The sequence below is a fragment of the Pseudoduganella aquatica genome (genome assembly GCF_009857595.1).
GTDB lineage: Bacteria > Pseudomonadota > Gammaproteobacteria > Burkholderiales > Burkholderiaceae_D > Rugamonas > Rugamonas aquatica_A.
Genome location: NZ_WWCU01000002.1, coordinates 145,706 through 162,335 on the forward strand (window position 1 = coordinate 145,706; position 16,630 = coordinate 162,335).

The 16,630-nt window shown below is 67.7% G+C and carries 13 protein-coding genes and 1 riboswitch; of the genes, 2 read left to right on the forward strand and 11 right to left on the reverse strand.

Annotated elements, in window-relative coordinates; all coding sequences use genetic code 11:
* Positions 1-20 precede the first annotated feature (20 nt).
* The 8 genes from mmsB to GTP77_RS02555 form a co-directional block, all read right to left on the reverse strand.
* Positions 21-917, reverse strand: coding sequence for a 3-hydroxyisobutyrate dehydrogenase (mmsB, locus tag GTP77_RS02520; protein ID WP_161070595.1), 897 nt, complete (start codon positions 915-917; stop codon positions 21-23).
* Positions 914-2,065 (reverse strand): enoyl-CoA hydratase/isomerase family protein, encoded by a 1,152-nt coding sequence (locus tag GTP77_RS02525; protein WP_161070596.1) that lies wholly within the window; start codon positions 2,063-2,065, stop codon positions 914-916. Before GTP77_RS02525 ends, mmsB begins: the two co-directional genes overlap by 4 nt.
* Positions 2,062-2,844: an enoyl-CoA hydratase gene (locus GTP77_RS02530; protein WP_161070597.1), complete on the reverse strand. Its 783-nt coding sequence runs from the start codon at positions 2,842-2,844 to the stop codon at positions 2,062-2,064. Before GTP77_RS02530 ends, GTP77_RS02525 begins: the two co-directional genes overlap by 4 nt.
* Complete coding sequence (locus GTP77_RS02535; protein ID WP_161070598.1) at positions 2,841-4,001, reverse strand: acyl-CoA dehydrogenase family protein; 1,161 nt, start codon at positions 3,999-4,001, stop codon at positions 2,841-2,843. The genes GTP77_RS02530 and GTP77_RS02535 overlap by 4 nt, the downstream gene beginning before the upstream one ends.
* A gap of 10 nt (positions 4,002-4,011) precedes the next feature.
* Positions 4,012-5,517 (reverse strand): CoA-acylating methylmalonate-semialdehyde dehydrogenase, encoded by a 1,506-nt coding sequence (locus tag GTP77_RS02540; protein WP_161070599.1) that lies wholly within the window; start codon positions 5,515-5,517, stop codon positions 4,012-4,014.
* 151 nt (positions 5,518-5,668) lie between these two features.
* Positions 5,669-5,884, reverse strand: a riboswitch (cobalamin riboswitch).
* A 30-nt stretch (positions 5,885-5,914) separates the two neighbouring features.
* The gene (locus tag GTP77_RS02545) at positions 5,915-7,090 is read right to left on the reverse strand and encodes a serine hydrolase domain-containing protein (RefSeq protein ID WP_161070600.1); all 1,176 of its coding nucleotides are present in this window, start codon (positions 7,088-7,090) and stop codon (positions 5,915-5,917) included.
* A 46-nt stretch (positions 7,091-7,136) separates the two neighbouring features.
* On the reverse strand, positions 7,137-8,336 hold the full coding sequence (locus GTP77_RS02550; RefSeq protein WP_161070601.1) for an MFS transporter: 1,200 nt from the start codon (positions 8,334-8,336) through the stop codon (positions 7,137-7,139).
* A gap of 10 nt (positions 8,337-8,346) precedes the next feature.
* On the reverse strand, positions 8,347-8,976 hold the full coding sequence (locus GTP77_RS02555; protein ID WP_228893224.1) for a response regulator: 630 nt from the start codon (positions 8,974-8,976) through the stop codon (positions 8,347-8,349).
* Between the two features lie 112 nt (positions 8,977-9,088).
* On the opposite strand from GTP77_RS02555, the gene GTP77_RS02560 reads away from it, so the two are divergent.
* A complete protein-coding gene (locus GTP77_RS02560) occupies positions 9,089-10,513 on the forward strand; it encodes an ATP-binding protein (protein ID WP_223149294.1) in 1,425 nt (474 codons plus the stop codon).
* Position 10,514: 1 nt separating this feature from the next.
* Here the strand turns inward: GTP77_RS02560 and GTP77_RS02565 are convergent, their stop codons facing one another.
* The 3 genes from GTP77_RS02565 to GTP77_RS02575 all read right to left on the reverse strand — a co-directional run bounded on the left by GTP77_RS02565 (position 10,515) and on the right by GTP77_RS02575 (position 13,884).
* Entirely contained in the window at positions 10,515-11,285 is a 771-nt protein-coding gene (locus GTP77_RS02565) for a tetratricopeptide repeat protein (protein ID WP_229202049.1), read from the reverse strand.
* 8 nt (positions 11,286-11,293) lie between these two features.
* Entirely contained in the window at positions 11,294-13,411 is a 2,118-nt protein-coding gene (locus GTP77_RS02570; RefSeq protein ID WP_161070603.1) for a bifunctional 2',3'-cyclic-nucleotide 2'-phosphodiesterase/3'-nucleotidase, read from the reverse strand.
* Between the two features lie 98 nt (positions 13,412-13,509).
* A complete protein-coding gene (locus GTP77_RS02575; RefSeq protein WP_161070604.1) occupies positions 13,510-13,884 on the reverse strand; it encodes a hypothetical protein in 375 nt (124 codons plus the stop codon).
* Positions 13,885-14,001: 117 nt separating this feature from the next.
* Between GTP77_RS02575 and GTP77_RS02580 the strand changes: the two genes are divergently transcribed.
* The gene (locus GTP77_RS02580; RefSeq protein ID WP_161070605.1) at positions 14,002-16,617 is read left to right on the forward strand and encodes a TonB-dependent receptor; all 2,616 of its coding nucleotides are present in this window, start codon (positions 14,002-14,004) and stop codon (positions 16,615-16,617) included.
* The last annotated feature ends 13 nt before the right edge of the window (positions 16,618-16,630 follow it).

Genomic DNA, 16,630 nt, shown 5'->3' on the forward strand with positions numbered 1-16,630 from the left:
CGCGTAACCCGCCGGAGCCGCTAGTACAGCTGGTCTTTCAGCAGCGGCTGGATAATGCTGCTGAAGTCCAGCGTCCCCGCGCCGGACAGGCTATGCATGCCGTACAGGTTGCGCGCCAGCTCCCCCAGCGGCACCGCGCAGCGCGACGCAATCGCCGCCTCGGCGGCCAGCCCGAGATCCTTGTGCATCAGGTCCACGCCGAAGCCGCCGCTGTAGCCGCGCGCCGCCGGCACATTCTCCATCACGCCCGGATACGGGTTGTACAGCTCCAGCGCCCAGTTGCGCCCCGAGCTCTTGCCCATGATATCGGACAGCACCTTCGGGTCCAGCCCATGCGCAGCGCCCAATGCCAGCGCCTCGGCGGTGCCCGCCATGAGTATCCCCAGCAGCATGTTGTTGCAGATCTTGGCGATCTGCCCCGCGCCGCTGCCGCCCGCATGAAAGACGTTCTTGCCCATGGCGGACAGATAAGGCCTTGCGCGCTCCAGCGCCGCCGCCTCGCCGCCCACGATAAAGGTCAGCGTTCCCGCCGCCGCGCCGGCAGTGCCGCCCGAAACCGGCGCGTCCAATGCATCCAGCCCGCGCGCGGCCAGTGCCTGGGCCACCGCCTGCGCCGTGGCGGCGGAAATGGTGCTGCAATCAATCACCAGCGCGCCGTCCGCGATGTGCGGCACGATGCCTTGCTGGCCAAGGTAAAGCCCGTGCACGTGCGTGCTGGCGGGCAGCATGGAGATGACCACCTGCGCGCCTTCCACGGCGGCGCGCGCATCCGGCGCACTGCGGGCGCCCGCGTCGGCCAGTCCTTGCACGGCGCTGGCGGACAAATCGAACACGGCCAGTTCATGCCCGGCCTTGAGCAGGTTGTGCGCCATGGGCGCGCCCATATTCCCCAGGCCGATGAAGGCGATGCGGCTCATGCGGTTTTCCTTTCGAGTTGAGTAAAGAAGCCTTCGCCCCAAGCCTCGCCTACGTCGGCCAGGCTGGCGGGCTGCCAGCGCGGCTGCATGTCTTTGTCGATGATGAGCGCGCGGATGCCTTCGGCGAAGTCCGGCCGCGCGGCGCAGATCAGAGACACGTCCAGCTCGAGCTGGAACACCTCTGCCAGTGACAGGTATTTGGCGCGTTGCTGGATGGCGACCGCCAGCCAGGCCGCGCCCGGCGAGCCTTTGCGCAGCGCGGTGGCGGCCTTTTGCAGCCAGCGGTCCTCGCTTTCCAGCGAGGCGATGCGCAGCACCATGTCGCCGAAATTGCCGCTCGCGCAAAGCTCGTTAATCAGGTCGTAGTGCTCGCGCAGCGGACTGGCGGGGGCGGGCGGGGCGGCTTTCTGCAGCTTGGCCAGCATGGCGCCCAGCATGTGGTGGTTGGCCCCGGGCGGGGCGACCGTACCCGGCGCAGCCCATACCTCGGATTGCAGCATGTCTATCAGGCGGGCCTTGTCCGCGTGGGCAAGGCGGTAGTCGGCCAGGCGCGCGAACTGGGCGTCGGCCGCGTTCAGCGCTGCGCCGGTGAGCGCGAGGAAGGGGCCGGTGTGGCCGGGCGCGCGGCTCAGGAACCAGCTGCCGCCCACGTCGGGATACAGGCCGATGGCCACTTCCGGCATCGCCAGCCGCGACGCCTCGGTCACCACGCGGTGGCTGGCGCCCGCCATCAGGCCTATGCCGCCGCCCATGACGATGCCGTGGCCCCAGGCCAGGACCGGCTTGGCATAGGTGTGGATGCTGAGGTCCAGCGCATACTCGCGGCCGAAGAACTCCCGCGCGTAGGCATTGGCCAGCGGATCGGCCGATTGCGGCGAGGCGTGGTGCTCGCGCATTGAGCGGTACAGCTGCTGCAGGTCGCCGCCAGCGCAGAAGGCTTTGTCGCCCGCGCCTTCCAGCATCACCAGCACCACGGCGGGATCGGCCTCCCAGGCGGCCAGCTGCGTTTCCAGCAGCGCGATCATCTCCAGCGACAGCGCGTTCAGCGTGGCCGGGGCGTTCAGTGTGGCCACGCCTATCAGCGCACCGCCGCCTGCCTTGCTGCGGCAGGGCAGGGTGCGGAACAGTACCGGTGCGGCGCCGCTCATGCCTGGCTCCAGACTGGGGCGCGCTTCTCAAGGAAGGCCTGCACGCCCTCGCGCTGGTCCGCGCCGCCGAACAGGCCGACGAAGGCCTCCCGCTCGGCCGGCAGCACGTGGGCCATGGGCTGGCGGCGCGCGCCCTGGATCAGCTGCTTGCAGGCCTGCACGCTGGCGGGACTCTGCTTTGCCGCCTGCGCTGCCAGCGCCAGGGCGCGCGGCAGGGCGGCGCCGGTTTCCACTACTTCTTCCACCAGGCCGATGCGCTGCGCGGTGGCCGCGTCGATGCGTTCGCCGCACAGTATCATGCGCTTGGCCCAGCCTTCGCCCACCAGCCATGCCAGGTTCTGCGTGCCGCCCGCGCACGGCAGCAGCCCCACGGTGGCTTCCGGCAGCGCCATCTGCGCCTGCGTTTCCGCGATGCGCAAGTCGCACGCCAGCGCGCATTCCAGGCCGCCGCCCATGGCGTAGCCGTTGATGGCGGCAATGGACACGCCCCGGAAGCCCGACAGCGCCTCGAAGGCCGCGCCGAACAGCCGCGCCATGTCGCTGGCCACCGCCACGCCGCCGTCGGCAAACAGCTTCAGGTCCGCGCCGGCGGAGAAGAACTTGGCGCCGCCGCCGGTCACGACCAGGCTGTAGACGTTCTTGTTGGCGTTGAGGTCTTCCACCAGGCGGCGCAGGTCGCGCAGGCTGTCGGCGGTCCAGGTGTTGGCGGGCGGATTGGCCAGCGTGAGCACGGCGGTGTGCTCCATGATTTGCAACTCAAGATTGGTATAGCTGCTCACAGGTTCTCCTCTGTAGGTGCGTTTTTCAGCATGTGGCGCGCGACGATCACGCGCATGATTTCGTTGGTGCCTTCCAAAATCTGGTGAACGCGCACGTCGCGCAGAAAGCGTTCGAGCGGGTAGTCGCGCAGGTAGCCGTAGCCGCCGTGGATCTGCAGCGCCTCGTTGCAGACGTTGAAGCCGGTGTCGGTCGCCAGCCGCTTGGCCATGGCGCAGTAGATGCCCGCGTTGGCGGCGCCGCCATCGAGCTTAGTGGCTGCCAGGCGCACCATCTGGCGCGCTGCCACCAGGCCGGTCTGCATGTCGGCCAGCTTGAACTGCAGGGCCTGGAAGTCGCCCAGCACGCGCTTGAACTGCACCCGCTCGCCCATGTGGCGCTGCGCGCTGTTCAGCGCAGCCTGCGCCGCGCCGATGGAGCAGGTGGCGATGTTGATGCGGCCTCCGTCCAGCCCGCGCATGGCGAGCTTGAAGCCGTCGCCTTCGCGGCCCAGCAGGTGAGAGGCGGGCACGCGCACGCCGTCGAAGCTGATGGCGCGCGTAGGCTGGCTGTTCCAGCCCATCTTGTCCTCCGCGCGGCCATAGCCCACGCCCGCGCTGCCGGCAGGCACGAGGAAGGCCGAAATGCCGCCCGCGCCCGCGCTGCCGGTGCGCGCCATCACCACCAGCGCGTCCGTCGCGCCCGCGCCGGAGATGAAGGCCTTGCCGCCGGTGATGACGTAGTCGCCGTCCTCCAGCACGGCGGACGTGGTCAGCGAGGCCGCGTCCGAGCCGGCGCCGGGTTCCGTCAGGCAGTAGGAAGCCAGCTTGCGGCCAGAGGCCAGGTCCCCTATCCATTCCTCCCGCACTTCGGGCTGCGCCCACTGCGCGATCATGGCGCTGGCCATGTTGTGGATGGTGAGATAGGCCGTGGTGGAAGGGCAGGCGCGCGCCAGCTCCTCGAACACCACGGTGGCGTCCAGGCGCGACAGGCCCAGGCCGCCCATGGCCTGCGGCACGTACAGGCCGCAGAAACCCAGCTCGCCCGCATGCGCAATGGTCTGGCGCGGGAAGATGCCCTCGGCGTCCCAGCGCGCCGCCTGCCCGGCCATTTCGCGCGCGGCGAACTGGCGCGCGGCGTCCTGGTAGGCACGCTGGTCCTCGTTCAGTTCGAAGTCCATGACGGCCTCCTTACTTGAGCGAGATGGTCGTGTTGACGCCCGCTGTCACGGCCGCGTCGTCGAACCAGCGCGCGGTGATGGTCTTGGTCTGGGTGTAGAAGGCCACCACCTGCTTGCCGTAGGGACCAAGGTCGCCCAGCTTGGAGCCGCGCGAGCCGGTGAAGGAGAACAGCGGCACCGGTACCGGGATGGGCACGTTGATGCCGACCTGGCCGGCGTCCACGTCCTCCTCGAAAGTGCGGGCCGCCGCGCCGGACTGCGTGAACAGCGCCGTGCCGTTGCCGTTCGGGTTGGCGTTGATGATGGCGATGGCTTCCTTCAGGCTGGCGGCGTGCATCACGCACAGCACGGGGCCGAAGATTTCCTCCTTGTAGACTGCCATCTCGCGCGTGACGCCGGAGAACACGGTGGGGCCGACGAAGTTGCCGTTCTCGTAGCCGGGCACCACGGGGCCGCGCCCGTCCAGCTCCAGCTTGGCGCCTTCCTCTATGCCCTGGCCTATGAGCTGCTGCACGCGGGCCTTGGCCTTGCGCGAGATCAGCGGGCCGATGTCGGCGCCCGGTTCCGCGCCGGCGCTGATCTTGAGCGTCTGCGCTTTCTTCACCAGCTCCGGCAGCCATTGCTGCGCCTCCCCGACCAGGATCACCACCGACAGCGCCATGCAGCGCTGGCCCGCCGCGCCGAAGGCGGCGCCGGCCAGGTTGTTCAGGGTCTGCTCGCGGTGCGCGTCCGGCAGCACGATGGCGTGGTTCTTCGCGCCCATCATGCACTGCGCACGCTTGCCCGCCAGCGAGGCGCGCTGGTACACATGCGTGCCCACCGTGGTGGAGCCGACGAAGGAGACGGCCTTGATGTCCGGATGGTCGCAAATGGCGTTGACCACGTCCGCGCCGCCGTGCACCACGTTGAGCACGCCAGGCGGAATGCCGGCTTGCAGCGCCAGTTCGGCCAGGCGCATGGTCACCATCGGGTCCTGCTCGGACGGCTTGAGGATGAAGGTGTTGCCGCAGGCGATAGCCATCGGGAACATCCACAGCGGGATCATGGCGGGGAAGTTGAACGGCGTGATGCCGGCGCACACGCCCAGCGGCTGGTGCACGGTGTAGGTGTCCACGCCGCCGGCCACGTTGCTGGCCAGTTCGCCCATCTGCAGCTGGCCGATATTGGCCGCATGCTCCACCACTTCCAGGCCGCGGAAGATGTCGCCCTCGGCGTCGGCCAGGGTCTTGCCTTGCTCGGCGGTGAGCAGGGCGGCCAGTTCCGCCATGTGTTCGCGTATCAGCGCCTGGTATTTGAGGAAGATGCGGGCGCGCGCGCCGATGGGCGTTTTGCGCCAGGTCTGGAAAGCGGCTTTCGCGGCGGCGGCGGCTTGCGCCATTTCGTCCGGCGTGGCGTGCGGCACGCGCGCGATCACTTCCTGGGTGGCGGGGTTGACGACGTCGCTCCAGTGCTCGGTGCGCGACTCGACGAGGGCGCCGTTGATGAGGAGTTTGACGGTGGGGACAGCAGTAGCCATGGTGTGCCTTCCTTGATGGGCGGCGCGCCTGCGTTTCTGCGCGTGTGGCGCCGCCAGTCTGCAAAAGTAAGCCGGACGGCGTCTTGCGCCGCGCGGCACCCGCCACGCGCCTTCCGCACGTGGCCAGACCCGGCGCCGCCATGGAGCGGGCGGCGCTGAAGATCAACAGGCCGGTATCCGGGCTTGCAAGTCTTGCTGCTTCGCCTTCCCAGTCTCGTGGACCAGTGGCATGGATGAAGCAGCCGCACTTGCCTACCGTTGCGGAGGCAGCAGGGGCTTGGGGCGCACCGCATCGAGCGCGCCGACCACTTTCCCGTTTAACGCCGGACAAGAATTTGCCCGGCGCACCTGTTAAATAAAGATTAGCATAACAATTGACGTTTACGTTAACGTAATTTCATTTATCGCTTGCCGGGGACTTCAAGCTGCGCACGATGGCGTCGCGCAGGGTGAACAGATGGCGGTTGCCGTCAAACTCCGCCTCGGGTGAATTGCCGGTATGGACGATGATCACCCTGGCCAGCGGATCGATGAAGATGTTTTGCCCGTTCGTCCCCCAGAAAAACGATCTGCCCCCGGCCGCCTGCGGAATCCAGGTATGCAGGCCGTAGTAGGGCGGCCTGGGCGGCTGCGGCTTGTCCGGGCGGAGCGCGGTCATGGCTGCGATCCAGTCCGCAGGCACCACCTGCTTATCGCCGATCCTGCCCTGATTCATCACCAGGTAGCCCAGCCGGGCGTAGTCGCGCAAGGTGGCGGCGAACTGGCCTTGCACGCCTTCTTCGCCGTTCTGGTTCTTGATCCAGTGCGCGCTGCTTTCCGCGCCCATGGGGATCCAGAGCTTCTGCTCCAGGTAGCTGGTGAGATCCATGCCGACGCGCTGGCGCAGCATGGCTCCCAGCATGGCCGTCTGCGCGCCGTTGTACTGGAACTGCGTGCCGGGCGCCGACGAGCGTTCGCGCTTGCCACGCAGGTAGTCGCGCACGTTCTGCCGTGGCGACACCATGGGATTGGTGGCGCGGTTATCCGCTTCGGCGCCGGGTTCGAATGAATTGACCAGGGCGGCGCCCGAGGTCATCCGCAGCAGGTCTTCCACGGTGGCCGGGGCGAAGGCGCTGTCCTTGAAGTCGGGCAGTACCGCGTCCACGCGTTCGCTGAGCGAGAGCTTGCCTTCCGAGACCGCGATGCCGACCAGCAGGGCCAACACCGTTTTGGACATGGATGCGGACAGCAGTTTGTCGGCGGCGCCGCCGCCTTGCAGGTAGCGTTCAAAGACGATGTCGCGGTCCTTCAGTATCAGCAAGCCGGTGGTGCAGAATTTGCCGAGATAGTCGTCCAGCGTCGCAGCGGCGCTTTCTCCGGGCAGCTTGTAGCTGACGCTTTTCAACGGTGCGCCCAGCCTCAGCGCCAACGGCGCGGGCGACGCGCTTGCCGTGTTGTTCGGATAGCTGCGCTGCGGGTTGCGGAACACGTCCAGGCATCCGCTCTGGGCGTGGGCCGGCGCCTGCATGGCGACGAAGGCAAGGACGGCAAGCAGCGGGGCAATGCGGGCTTCGGTGCGGGGCGATGGCGTCATGGCTGGTCTCACGGGAGTAGCGGGACATGATATCCCAATGTGCGCCTCACTCCCGCTGCGATTGCGCTCGGATGGCGAGCAGGTAGAAGGCCAGCGAGGCCAGGGCTGCGGCCAGCAGCACCAGCAGCAGGATGGCGGGGGCGGCGTACCGCACCAGCCCGGCCACGGCCAGCGGCCCGGCGGCGCGCGCGATCAGCGCGGGGCCGGCCAGCGCGCCGGAGATGGCGCCGTAGTGGCGGCGCCCGAACATGGTCTGCGGGATGGTGCCGCGCACGATGGTGAGGATGCCGTTGCTCATCCCGTACATCATGCAGAACAGCGCGGCGGCCCAGGCGTGATGGCCGAACAGCAGCAGCGCGAGCAGGGCGGCCGGCAGGGAACAGAAGGTGATCTTGCCGATGGTGCGCGGCAGCGCGTGGCGGCCTATCGTCATTTCGCCGATGCGGCCCGCCACCTGCATGGGGCCGACCAGCGCGGCCAGCCACACCGCCAGCGTCGCGGCGTGGCCGTATTGCTGCAGCAGCGGGATCAGGTGCACGGACAGCGCGGAGAAGATGAAGCTGTTGGCGGAAAAGGCGAAGGCCAGCTTCCAGAAGGCCGGATGGCGGAGGGCTTCCTGCAGCGAGTGTTCGCGCGCCCCGGTGGCTGACGGGGCGGCGGGTGCTGCGGCGGCATGGGGCGGCAGCTGTTTGCCGGACGGTAGCAGCAAATGCAGCGGGAAGCTGAGGAGGAGCTGCGCTGCCGCGTAGACCAGGCAGGTGGCGCGCCAGCCGGCGTGCGCGTCCAGGTATTGCGTCAGCGGCCACGAGACGGTGCTGGCGAAGCCGCCGAACAGGGTGAGCGTGGAGATGGCTTTGCGGCTGTCCATGCCGAACTGGCGGTTGATGGTGGCGAAGGCCGCTTCATACATGGTCATGGCCATGGCGCATCCGAGCACGGTCCAGGCGGCGTAGTAGGCGGGCAGGCTGTGCACCTGGCTAAGCAGCGCGAAGCCCGCCGCGCCGAGCAGCGACCCCGCGCCCATCACGCCGCGCCCGCCGTGCCGGTCCAGCAGGGCGCCGATGGGCGTGGCGGCCAGGCCGGACACCAGCAAGCTCCAGGAAAACGCGCCCACCACGGCCTCGCCGCGCCAGCCCATCTCGCGCTGGATTTCGGGCGCAAGGATGGCGATGGCGTAGTACAGCGCGCCCCAGGACATGATCTGCGTGCAAGCCAGGATAGCGAGAGTCTTCCAGCGTTGCGGCATGCGGCGGGCCTTAAAGGTCGATAATGCCGCGCCGGATGGCGATGGTGACGGCGTGCGTGCGGTCGTTGGCGCCCAGCTTGGCCAGCAGGCCGCTCATGTGGGCCTTCACGGTTTCCTCGGCGATGCCCAGTTCCGCCGCCACGCGCCGGTTGGAATTGCCCAGCGCGACCAGGCGCAGCACGCTGATCTCGCGCGCCGTGAGCGCGTCGGCGGCGAAGTAGGCGGCCATCTCTGCGGCGATTTCGGGCGGTATGTGCTGCTGGCCCGCGTGGACTTTGCGTATGGTGTCCAGCAGGTCGGCGCGCAGCATGCTTTTCAGCAGATAGCCCGCCGCGCCGGCCTTCAGCGCGCGCAGTACCTGCACGTCGCCCTTGTAGGTGGTTAGCACGATGATGCGCGCTTGCGGATCGCCCGCGCGGATGGCGGCAATGGCGTCCAGGCCGCTCATGACCGGCATTTGCAGGTCCATCAGCGTCACGTCCGGGCGGTGCTGGCGGTACAGCTCCACCGCTTGCGCGCCGTTTTCGGCCTCCGCCACCAGCTCGATGTCCGCGCAGTGTTCAAGCACGGCCGCCAGCCCCTCGCGCAGCAAAGGATGGTCGTCGGCGACGAGAACTCGGATGGATTGCGGGCTGTTCACGGGTGATTGATTCGCTAAAAGCAATATTTTACACGAGACAACGGTGTTTTTACGTTCCGTATACCCCAATCGGGGGTAGGGCATTGTGCGCTGCGGCGTTACGCTGCTTTGCATGGATATATTGCTGGAACAGGATTTGGAGCCCCTTGCCTTCGGCCGTTATACGCTGCTGCCGGGGCGGGGCGAACTGCAGGCGGCGGGCGGCAGCCCCGTTGCGCTCGGCCCGCGCGCGACGGCGGTGCTGATGGCGCTGATCGCCGCGCGCGGCAGCGTGGTGAGCCAGAATAGCCTGCTGGCGCATGCCTGGCCTGGCCAGGACATCCACGCCAGCAATCTGCGGGTGCAGATTGCTGCGCTGCGCAAGGCCTTGGGCGAGGACCGCGAGCTGATCGGCACCGTGGCGGGACGCGGTTACGTGTTCACTGGCCGGCTGAGCGCAGTGCCCGCCGCCGTGCCGGACAGCCGCATGATACGGCCCTGCACCGGCCAGTTGCCCTTTCCGATGGCGGAGCTGATAGGCCGCGAGGCGCAGTTGCAGGACGCGCTGGCGCGCCTGGAACGCTGCCGCCTGCTCACGCTGGCCGGACCGGGAGGCATCGGCAAGACCCAGCTGGCGCTGGCGATGGCGCATCGGACTGCAGCTTTGGCCGCAGGCAGCGTGGCCTGGGCCGAGCTGGCGGATCTGCGCGACGGCTGCGGCGAACAGGACGTGGCGAAAGCGGTGGCGTGCGCGCTGGGGCTGGGGGCCGCTGCCGGTGTGGGCGCCGGCTTGCATGTTCCGGCCACGCTGGCGTCTTATATAGGCGAGCAGCCCATGCTGCTGGTGCTGGACAATTGCGAACATGTGGCGGACGCGGTGGCGGGGCTGGTGGAAGTGCTGCAGCAGCGCTGCCCGCAACTGCGCCTGCTGGCCACGAGCCGCCAGCCCTTGCTGGCCGCAGGCGAGACCGTGTGGCGCGTGCCGCCGCTGGCCGTGCCGAATCCGGATGTAGTGGACGGCGCGCATCTGCTGCAATACAGCGCGGTGCAGCTGTTCGTGGCGCGCGTGCGCGCGGCCGATAGCGGCTTTTGCCCGGCGCCGCGCGTGGCGGCGCAGATCGCGGCCATATGCAGAAGGCTGGAGGGGTTGCCGCTGGCGATAGAACTGGCTGCGGCCTGCGTGCCCGCCCTGGGCGTGGAGCAGACCGCTGCGGGATTGGACGACATGCTGCGGCTGCTGCGCCGTGGCCGCCGCAACGCGCCGGTGCGGCACCAGTCCATGCGCGCGGCGCTGGACTGGAGCTATGCCTTGCTGGCCGAGCCGATGCGCTGCGCCTTGCGGCATCTGGCGACGCTGCCGGACGGTTTTTCGCTGGAGGGGGCGGTGGCGGCATTGGCGCCGCAGGGTTTGTCCTCGTTCGAGGCGATTGATGCGCTGGCGGGACTGGTGGCGCATTCGCTGGCGCAGGTGGACCACAGCGGCACGCCGCCGCGCTATCGCCTGTCCACCACCACGCGGGCCTACGCGCTGGAGCTGCGCGGCGGCGGGGAAAACTGACTCAGTACTTGTTCCAGTTATTGCGCCGGTGCTCGGACGCTTCCTTGAGCAAATGGCCGGCGCGCTGCGCATCGTCGTTTTGAACGGCCAGCGCCAGGTCTTGCAGCGCCGGCGGATACTCATGCTCGGCCGCTTCCTCCAGCCATTTCAAGCCTTTGCGCTCGTCGCGCTCCACGCCCACGCCGTAGCGGTAGGCGTTGGACAGCAAGAACATCGCATGCGCATTGCCCAGCTCACTGGCCACCGCCAGCCACTGCACGGACACCGCCGCATCCTTGCGCACGCCTTCGCCATTGGCCGCCATCTGGCCCAGCGTGAGCGCCGCCTTGGCGTGCCGGCCCTCGGCGGCCTGCCGATACCAGGGCCAGGCCCGCGCGGGCTGTCCGGCCTGCGCCGGACCGCCCGCGCGCAGCAGCTCGCCGAGCTGGAAAGCCGCTTCCACGTCCCCCGCGCGCGCCGCGTGCTCCAGCAGCTGGCGCGCCGCGCCCAGGCGCTCCGGCTGCTTGCGGTACAGCGTGCCCAGCTCGCGCTCGGCCACCGGCAGGCCTTGCCGCGCCCAGCGTTGCAGCTGCTGGCGCGCTTCGGGACTGCCGGTCTGCGACGCCGACATGGCCGCCGCCTCTATCTGTGCGGAGGAGGGCGGCGCATCCGGCCCAGCGGCCGACCGGCTTGCTCCCGCCCCCGCCGGCGTGGCGGCGCCGTGCATGCTCCACGCCAGCACGGCGCCCGCCAGCACCACCGATGCACCCGCCAGCAGATGTGTGCTTTTCATGGCGGGTTTCACTTGCTCAGGTCCACCGTGTACTTGGCGAAGCCGCTGGCGTCCAGGCCGCCTTCCGCCGTCACGCCCGCCAGGCCGCTGGCCCTGGCTTGCGCCAGGTGTCCCGGCGCCGAGCGCAGGATCACCGGACCGGCCGTCGCCACCTTCACAAAGCTCCAGCTGCGCGCGCTGCCGTTGGCCGCCAGCGTGACCTTGCCGCTGCTCTTGCCCAGCGCTTGCAGGTAGTTGCTCACCACGGTCTGGTTGGCGTCCGGCGACTTGATGATGGTCTTGCTGCCGTCGATGCCGGGCACCGCGCCGCCGCCGCCCGCGCGGTAGTCGTTGGTGGCGACGATGAAGTCGTCCCCGTCCGCCACGGCCTTGCCTTTGTAGGTCAGGCCGACAATGCGGCTGCCGCCCGGCTTGGTCACGTCGATCTGGTACTTCAGCTCATTGTTCTCGGCGTAGAACACGTCGTAGTTGTAGATGGTGCCGTAGCTCGGCACCAGGTCCTGTTCGGCGGTCCTGGCCGGGTCGATCTGGCCGAACTGGCGCGCGGCCGTTTCCAGCCAGGCTTTCAGGTCCGAGCCCTTGATCTTCACCGCCTGCAGGTTGTTATTGCTGTACAGGTAAAGGTCGCCCGGATTGCGCACCTGCAGGCCCACCGGCGCTGCCGCGCTGGCGCCCGGCGCCACGTCGGTGAAGTCCGAAGGACCGTTGCGGCCGGCCTTGAACGGCGCGCTGCACGAGATCACGGGAATGGACTTGTAGCCGGCCAGCGTGGCGTCCGTGCTGGTGGCGATGAAGTTCTTCACGTAGTCGATCTGCGCCTGGTTCACCAGCTGGATGGCGCTCACGTCGCCGGCCAGCGCGAAGTAGGCCGACATCTGGAAGTCCGTGCTCACGCCCAGCGGCTGCTTGGCGTAGGCGATCGTGGCGGCATGCTCGCTGGCCACTTGCGCGGCGATGGCCGGGTCGGCGTTCACATTGGTCACGCCGTCCGTGTACTTGAAGCCGCGCGACTCCACCGTGGTCTTGCCCGGCTGGACCACCCACTTGTTGCCCTGGTAGACCAGGTCCATCTTGATAATGCCCAGGCGGCGTCCCCAGCTCTGCGCCATCACCGTGGGCACGCCGTTGACGAAGCCCTTCACGCCGTCCACATTGGCGCTGGCGGGCAGCGCGGTGAAGGACGGGTCCAGCGCGGCGGCGCCGGTCTCTTTCCCTTTCGGGAAGATCAGGTGCGAGTGGCCTATCATCAGCGCGTCGATGTCCATGCCGGGCGCGGTCAGGTGGTAGCTGGCGTTCTCCATTTTCGGGCTGTAGGTGCTGGAGTCCAGGCCGCCGTGCGACAGCGCCACCACCAGGTCGGCGCCTTTGCCGCGCAGCTCGGGCACGTATTTGCGCGCCGCTTCCACCGCGCCGTTGACGGCCACTTTGCCGGCCAGGTTCTTCTGGTCCCATTCCAGGATTTGCGGCGGCACAAAGCTCATCACGCCGATATTGAGCTTCACGCTCACCGGCTTGCCGTCCGGGCCGGTGCCCTTGAACTCGCGCGCCAGCAGGCTGTATGGCGAGAAGATAGGCTTGCCGCTGGCCACGCCGTCCACATTGGTCAGCACCAGCGGGAAGGCGGGGGCGCCGCAGTTGCCGGCCGGCTTGCTCACGCCGGGCACGCCGAATTCGGTATTGGTCACCTGGCTCAGATAGGGCAGGCCGTAGTTGAATTCGTGGTTGCCCATGCCGCCCGCGTCGAACTTCATGGCGTTCATGGCTTTGTGGATGGCCAGCGTGGCGCTGCACGGCACCGGCGTGGTGACGGCCTGCAGGTCGCCCAGCAGCGTGCCCTGGATGGTGTCGCCGTTGTCGAGCAGGATGTTGTTGGGGAACTCGGCGCGCGCCGCCTGCACCAGCGTGGAGGTGCGCTCCACGCCCAGCGAGGTGTCCTCGGACAGCGAGTAATAGTTGTAGCTCATGACGTTGGCGTGCAGGTCGGTGGTCTCCAGCAGGGCCAGCGTGACGGTGGTGCCTTCGGCGTAGGCCGGCGCCGCAGCGGCGGGCGGCGCGTCGCCGTTGTTGGAACAGCCGGCCAAACCCGCTGCAGCCAGCGCTGCCAGCAATACCTTATTCTTTGTCATTGCAGTGATTCCGTCAGTTGATAACGGCGCGACTCTACATTGAGCAAGTGACAAGAGCGTGACATGGAAGTGAGCCGGGATTCACCCGGCGTGACCCGCTAGCGCGGCTTGCACGGCTCCAGCGCGATGCCGTAGCGGGCCGCCACGGCGCGCCACTGCGCATCGCAGGGCAGGGCGGCCAGGGCGGCATTCAGGCTGGCCAGCAAGTCCTTGCGGTGCGGGCCGACAAACAGCCGCCGCGTGAACGGCGCCACGCCCGGCTCGGGCTCGGCCTCCAGATGTCCGGCGAACTCCGGTTCGCCCGCCATGCTGCCGTAGAGCAGGCGGTTCATCTGCGTGAAATCGATACGGCCTGCAGCGAGTTTTAGCAGGTTGCTGCGCTCGCCATTGGTGTCCTGGCGCACCACCAGCTCGGCGGCCAGTCCGCCGCCGCCGTCGAGCACGAAGGGTACGCCTGCGTTCCCTGATATCAAAAGCGGTATCGAAAACCGTTAAAAATTGATTGGATTGTATTCACTCCACCCCATAAGATGGTTTCCTAAGCGGCATTGCTCACGAGCTTGCTCATAACTAAAACAGACGGAGACCTTATGGAACACGCTATCGGCCCGATTGCGGCCAAGCCCTATACTTTTATCTTGAAAGCTTCTGTCGGCTCACTGTTGGCGGCCGGCCTGCTGAGCACTGCTTCGGTGTGGGCGCAGGAAGCCGCACCGGCCGCGCAGGACGGCGTGAACGGCTCCGTGGTGACCGTGAGCGGCGTGCGCAAAGCGGCCCAGAGCGCGCAAACCATCAAGCGCAACGCCGATGAAGTGATCGACACCATCGTGGCCGAAGAAGCCGGAAAATTCCCGGACAAGAACGTGGCCGAAGTGCTGGGCCGCGTGTCCGGCGTGCAGCTGCGCCGCGAATCGGGCGAAGCCAGCTCCATCATCGTGCGCGGGCTTCCCGGCCTGGTCACCCTGCTGAACGGCCGCGAGATCTACACGGCCCGCGACCGCAGCCTGTTCCTGGCCGATATTCCGACCACCATGCTGCAGCGCGTAGACGTGTACAAGACCCAGAGCGCGGACATGGTCGAAGGCGGCACCGCCGGCGTGATCGACGTGCGCACTTCGCGCCCCTTCGACTTCAAGGGCTTCACCGCCAACGTGGCCGGCCGCGTGGAAAACCGCGACAAGGCCAAGACCAACGACCCGCAAGTGTCGGGCATGGTCTCGAACCGCTGGAAGACCGGCTTCGGCGACGTCGGCGCGCTGCTCGGGCTGTCCTACCAGAAGGGCAACTACCACGACGAAGTGACATGGAGCGCGCCGCCGGCCCACCTGGTGCCGGGCGACCCCGCCGCCACCGGTCCGATCGACCTGGGCCACGTGAACGCGCTGGGCAAGCGGGTGCGCCTGTCGGCCAACTGGGCCGTGCAATGGCGTCCGTCGCGCACCGTGGAACTGTATTCGGAAGGCTGGTCGACCCGCATCGACCACGACATGGAGCGCCAGTTCTTCCTGGCCGGCGTGGGCTGGAATCCTAATTCGACCTACACCTTCTTCCCCGGCACCAAGCAGGTGGCCACGGTCACGTCGACCAATCCGAACGGCCTGTTCTCGCTGAGCTCCAACCAGGCTCCGCAGGACGATTCCGAAAGCCACCAGGGCGCCATCGGTGCGCGCTGGGACGTGACCCCGGACCTGCGCCTGACCACCGAGTTCTCGCGCGTCAACAGCCGCTGGAAGCAGGAAATGCCTATCCTGGACCTGAACGCCAGCCCGACCAAGATCGAAGGCAGCACCTACGTCAACGGCGGCGCCTACTTCAACTACCCGGGTTACGACATGACCAACCCGGCCAACTACAAGATGGGCGCCCTGATCGACAACTGGCAGGCTGCGGGCGGCCAGTCGAACGACTGGCGCGCCGACGCCATCTATAACAATGGCGAAGAGAGCTTCTTCCGCGAATTCAGCGGCGGCGTGCGCCTGGCCCAGCGCAAGGCCAGCTACCAGCACGAGAGCAACAACTTCCTGCCGGCGCCGGCAGGCCTGCCTGCCCCGGCCTCGATCCCCGGCCTGCTGTGCCCATCCATGCAGCTGGCCAACGACTACGGCATGAACCAGTGGCAAGTGGCCTGCGCCGGCTACCTGCATGGCAAACTCGACCAGCTGCGCAAGATGTATGGCCGCGACGGCAGGACCGCGCCCGATCCGTACTCGCTGTTCCGCAACGGCGAGGACACCACCGCCTTCTACGGCAAGACCCGCTTCGGCTTCGACGCCTTCGGCTTGCAGTTCGACGGCACTGCCGGCGTGCGCGTGGTGCGCACCGACCTGAACGTGAACGGTTTCAGCAACATCAACGGCAATCCGGTGGCGGTCAACCGCGACGTGTCCTCGACCGACGTGCTGCCGAATATGACCCTGAAAGCGACCCTGCGCAAAGACCTGATTGCCCGCTTCACTGCCGGCAAGGCGGTCCAGCGCCCGGCCTTCGGCGACTTCAACCCGGGCGTTTCGCTGGGCACCACGCCGGACGGCGAAGGCATCTACGGCGGCAACGGCGGCAATCCGGACCTCAAGCCGATCACCGGCAAGAACATGGACGCGGCGCTGGAATGGTACTTCGCGCCGACCGGCAGCGTGACCGCCACCGTGTTCCAGCACAAGTTCGAGGACTACGTGATCCGCCGCCTGAGCCTGGAGCAGATCGACGGCAAGACCTATCGCATGGACCGTCCGCGCAACGTCAACGACGGCCAGCTGGAAGGCATCGAACTGGGCTACCGCCAGTTCTACGACTTCCTGCCCGGCTGGCTGGGCGGCTTCGGCCTGGAGGCGAACTACACCTATATGAAGGGCTACCTGATGGAGGACGGCAAGCGCAACCCCTTCCAGGGCATGTCCAAGAACGCCTACAACATCGTCGGCCTGTATGAGCGCGGCCCCTGGTCGGCGCGCCTGGCCTACAACTGGCGCAGCCGCTTCGTGGACACCTACAACTACCGCGCCCTGGGCCTGGACCTGATCGTCGATCCGATCAAGACCGCCGATGCGTCGCTGTCATACAAGATCAACGACAACATGGGCGTGACGCTGGACGTGGAGAATCTGCTGGATCGTACCTACAACGACTACCACGGCATTCCGACCAACCCGCGCGACGTGCGCCGCTACGACCGCACCGTCGGCCTGTCGCTGCGCTGGAAGATGTAAGCAGCGCAGTGCC

Coding starts and splice junctions, on each gene's coding strand:
- GTP77_RS02560 (WP_223149294.1), top strand. CDS start 9,089: ATGGATATATTGCTGGAACAGGATTTGGAGCCCCTTGCCTTCGGCCGT.
- GTP77_RS02545 (WP_161070600.1), bottom strand. CDS start 7,090: ATGACGCCATCGCCCCGCACCGAAGCCCGCATTGCCCCGCTGCTTGCC.
- mmsB (WP_161070595.1), bottom strand. CDS start 917: ATGAGCCGCATCGCCTTCATCGGCCTGGGGAATATGGGCGCGCCCATG.
- GTP77_RS02565 (WP_229202049.1), bottom strand. CDS start 11,285: ATGAAAAGCACACATCTGCTGGCGGGTGCATCGGTGGTGCTGGCGGGC.
- GTP77_RS02525 (WP_161070596.1), bottom strand. CDS start 2,065: ATGAGCGGCGCCGCACCGGTACTGTTCCGCACCCTGCCCTGCCGCAGC.
- GTP77_RS02535 (WP_161070598.1), bottom strand. CDS start 4,001: ATGGACTTCGAACTGAACGAGGACCAGCGTGCCTACCAGGACGCCGCG.
- GTP77_RS02550 (WP_161070601.1), bottom strand. CDS start 8,336: ATGCCGCAACGCTGGAAGACTCTCGCTATCCTGGCTTGCACGCAGATC.
- GTP77_RS02580 (WP_161070605.1), top strand. CDS start 14,002: ATGGAACACGCTATCGGCCCGATTGCGGCCAAGCCCTATACTTTTATC.
- GTP77_RS02540 (WP_161070599.1), bottom strand. CDS start 5,517: ATGGCTACTGCTGTCCCCACCGTCAAACTCCTCATCAACGGCGCCCTC.
- GTP77_RS02570 (WP_161070603.1), bottom strand. CDS start 13,411: ATGACAAAGAATAAGGTATTGCTGGCAGCGCTGGCTGCAGCGGGTTTG.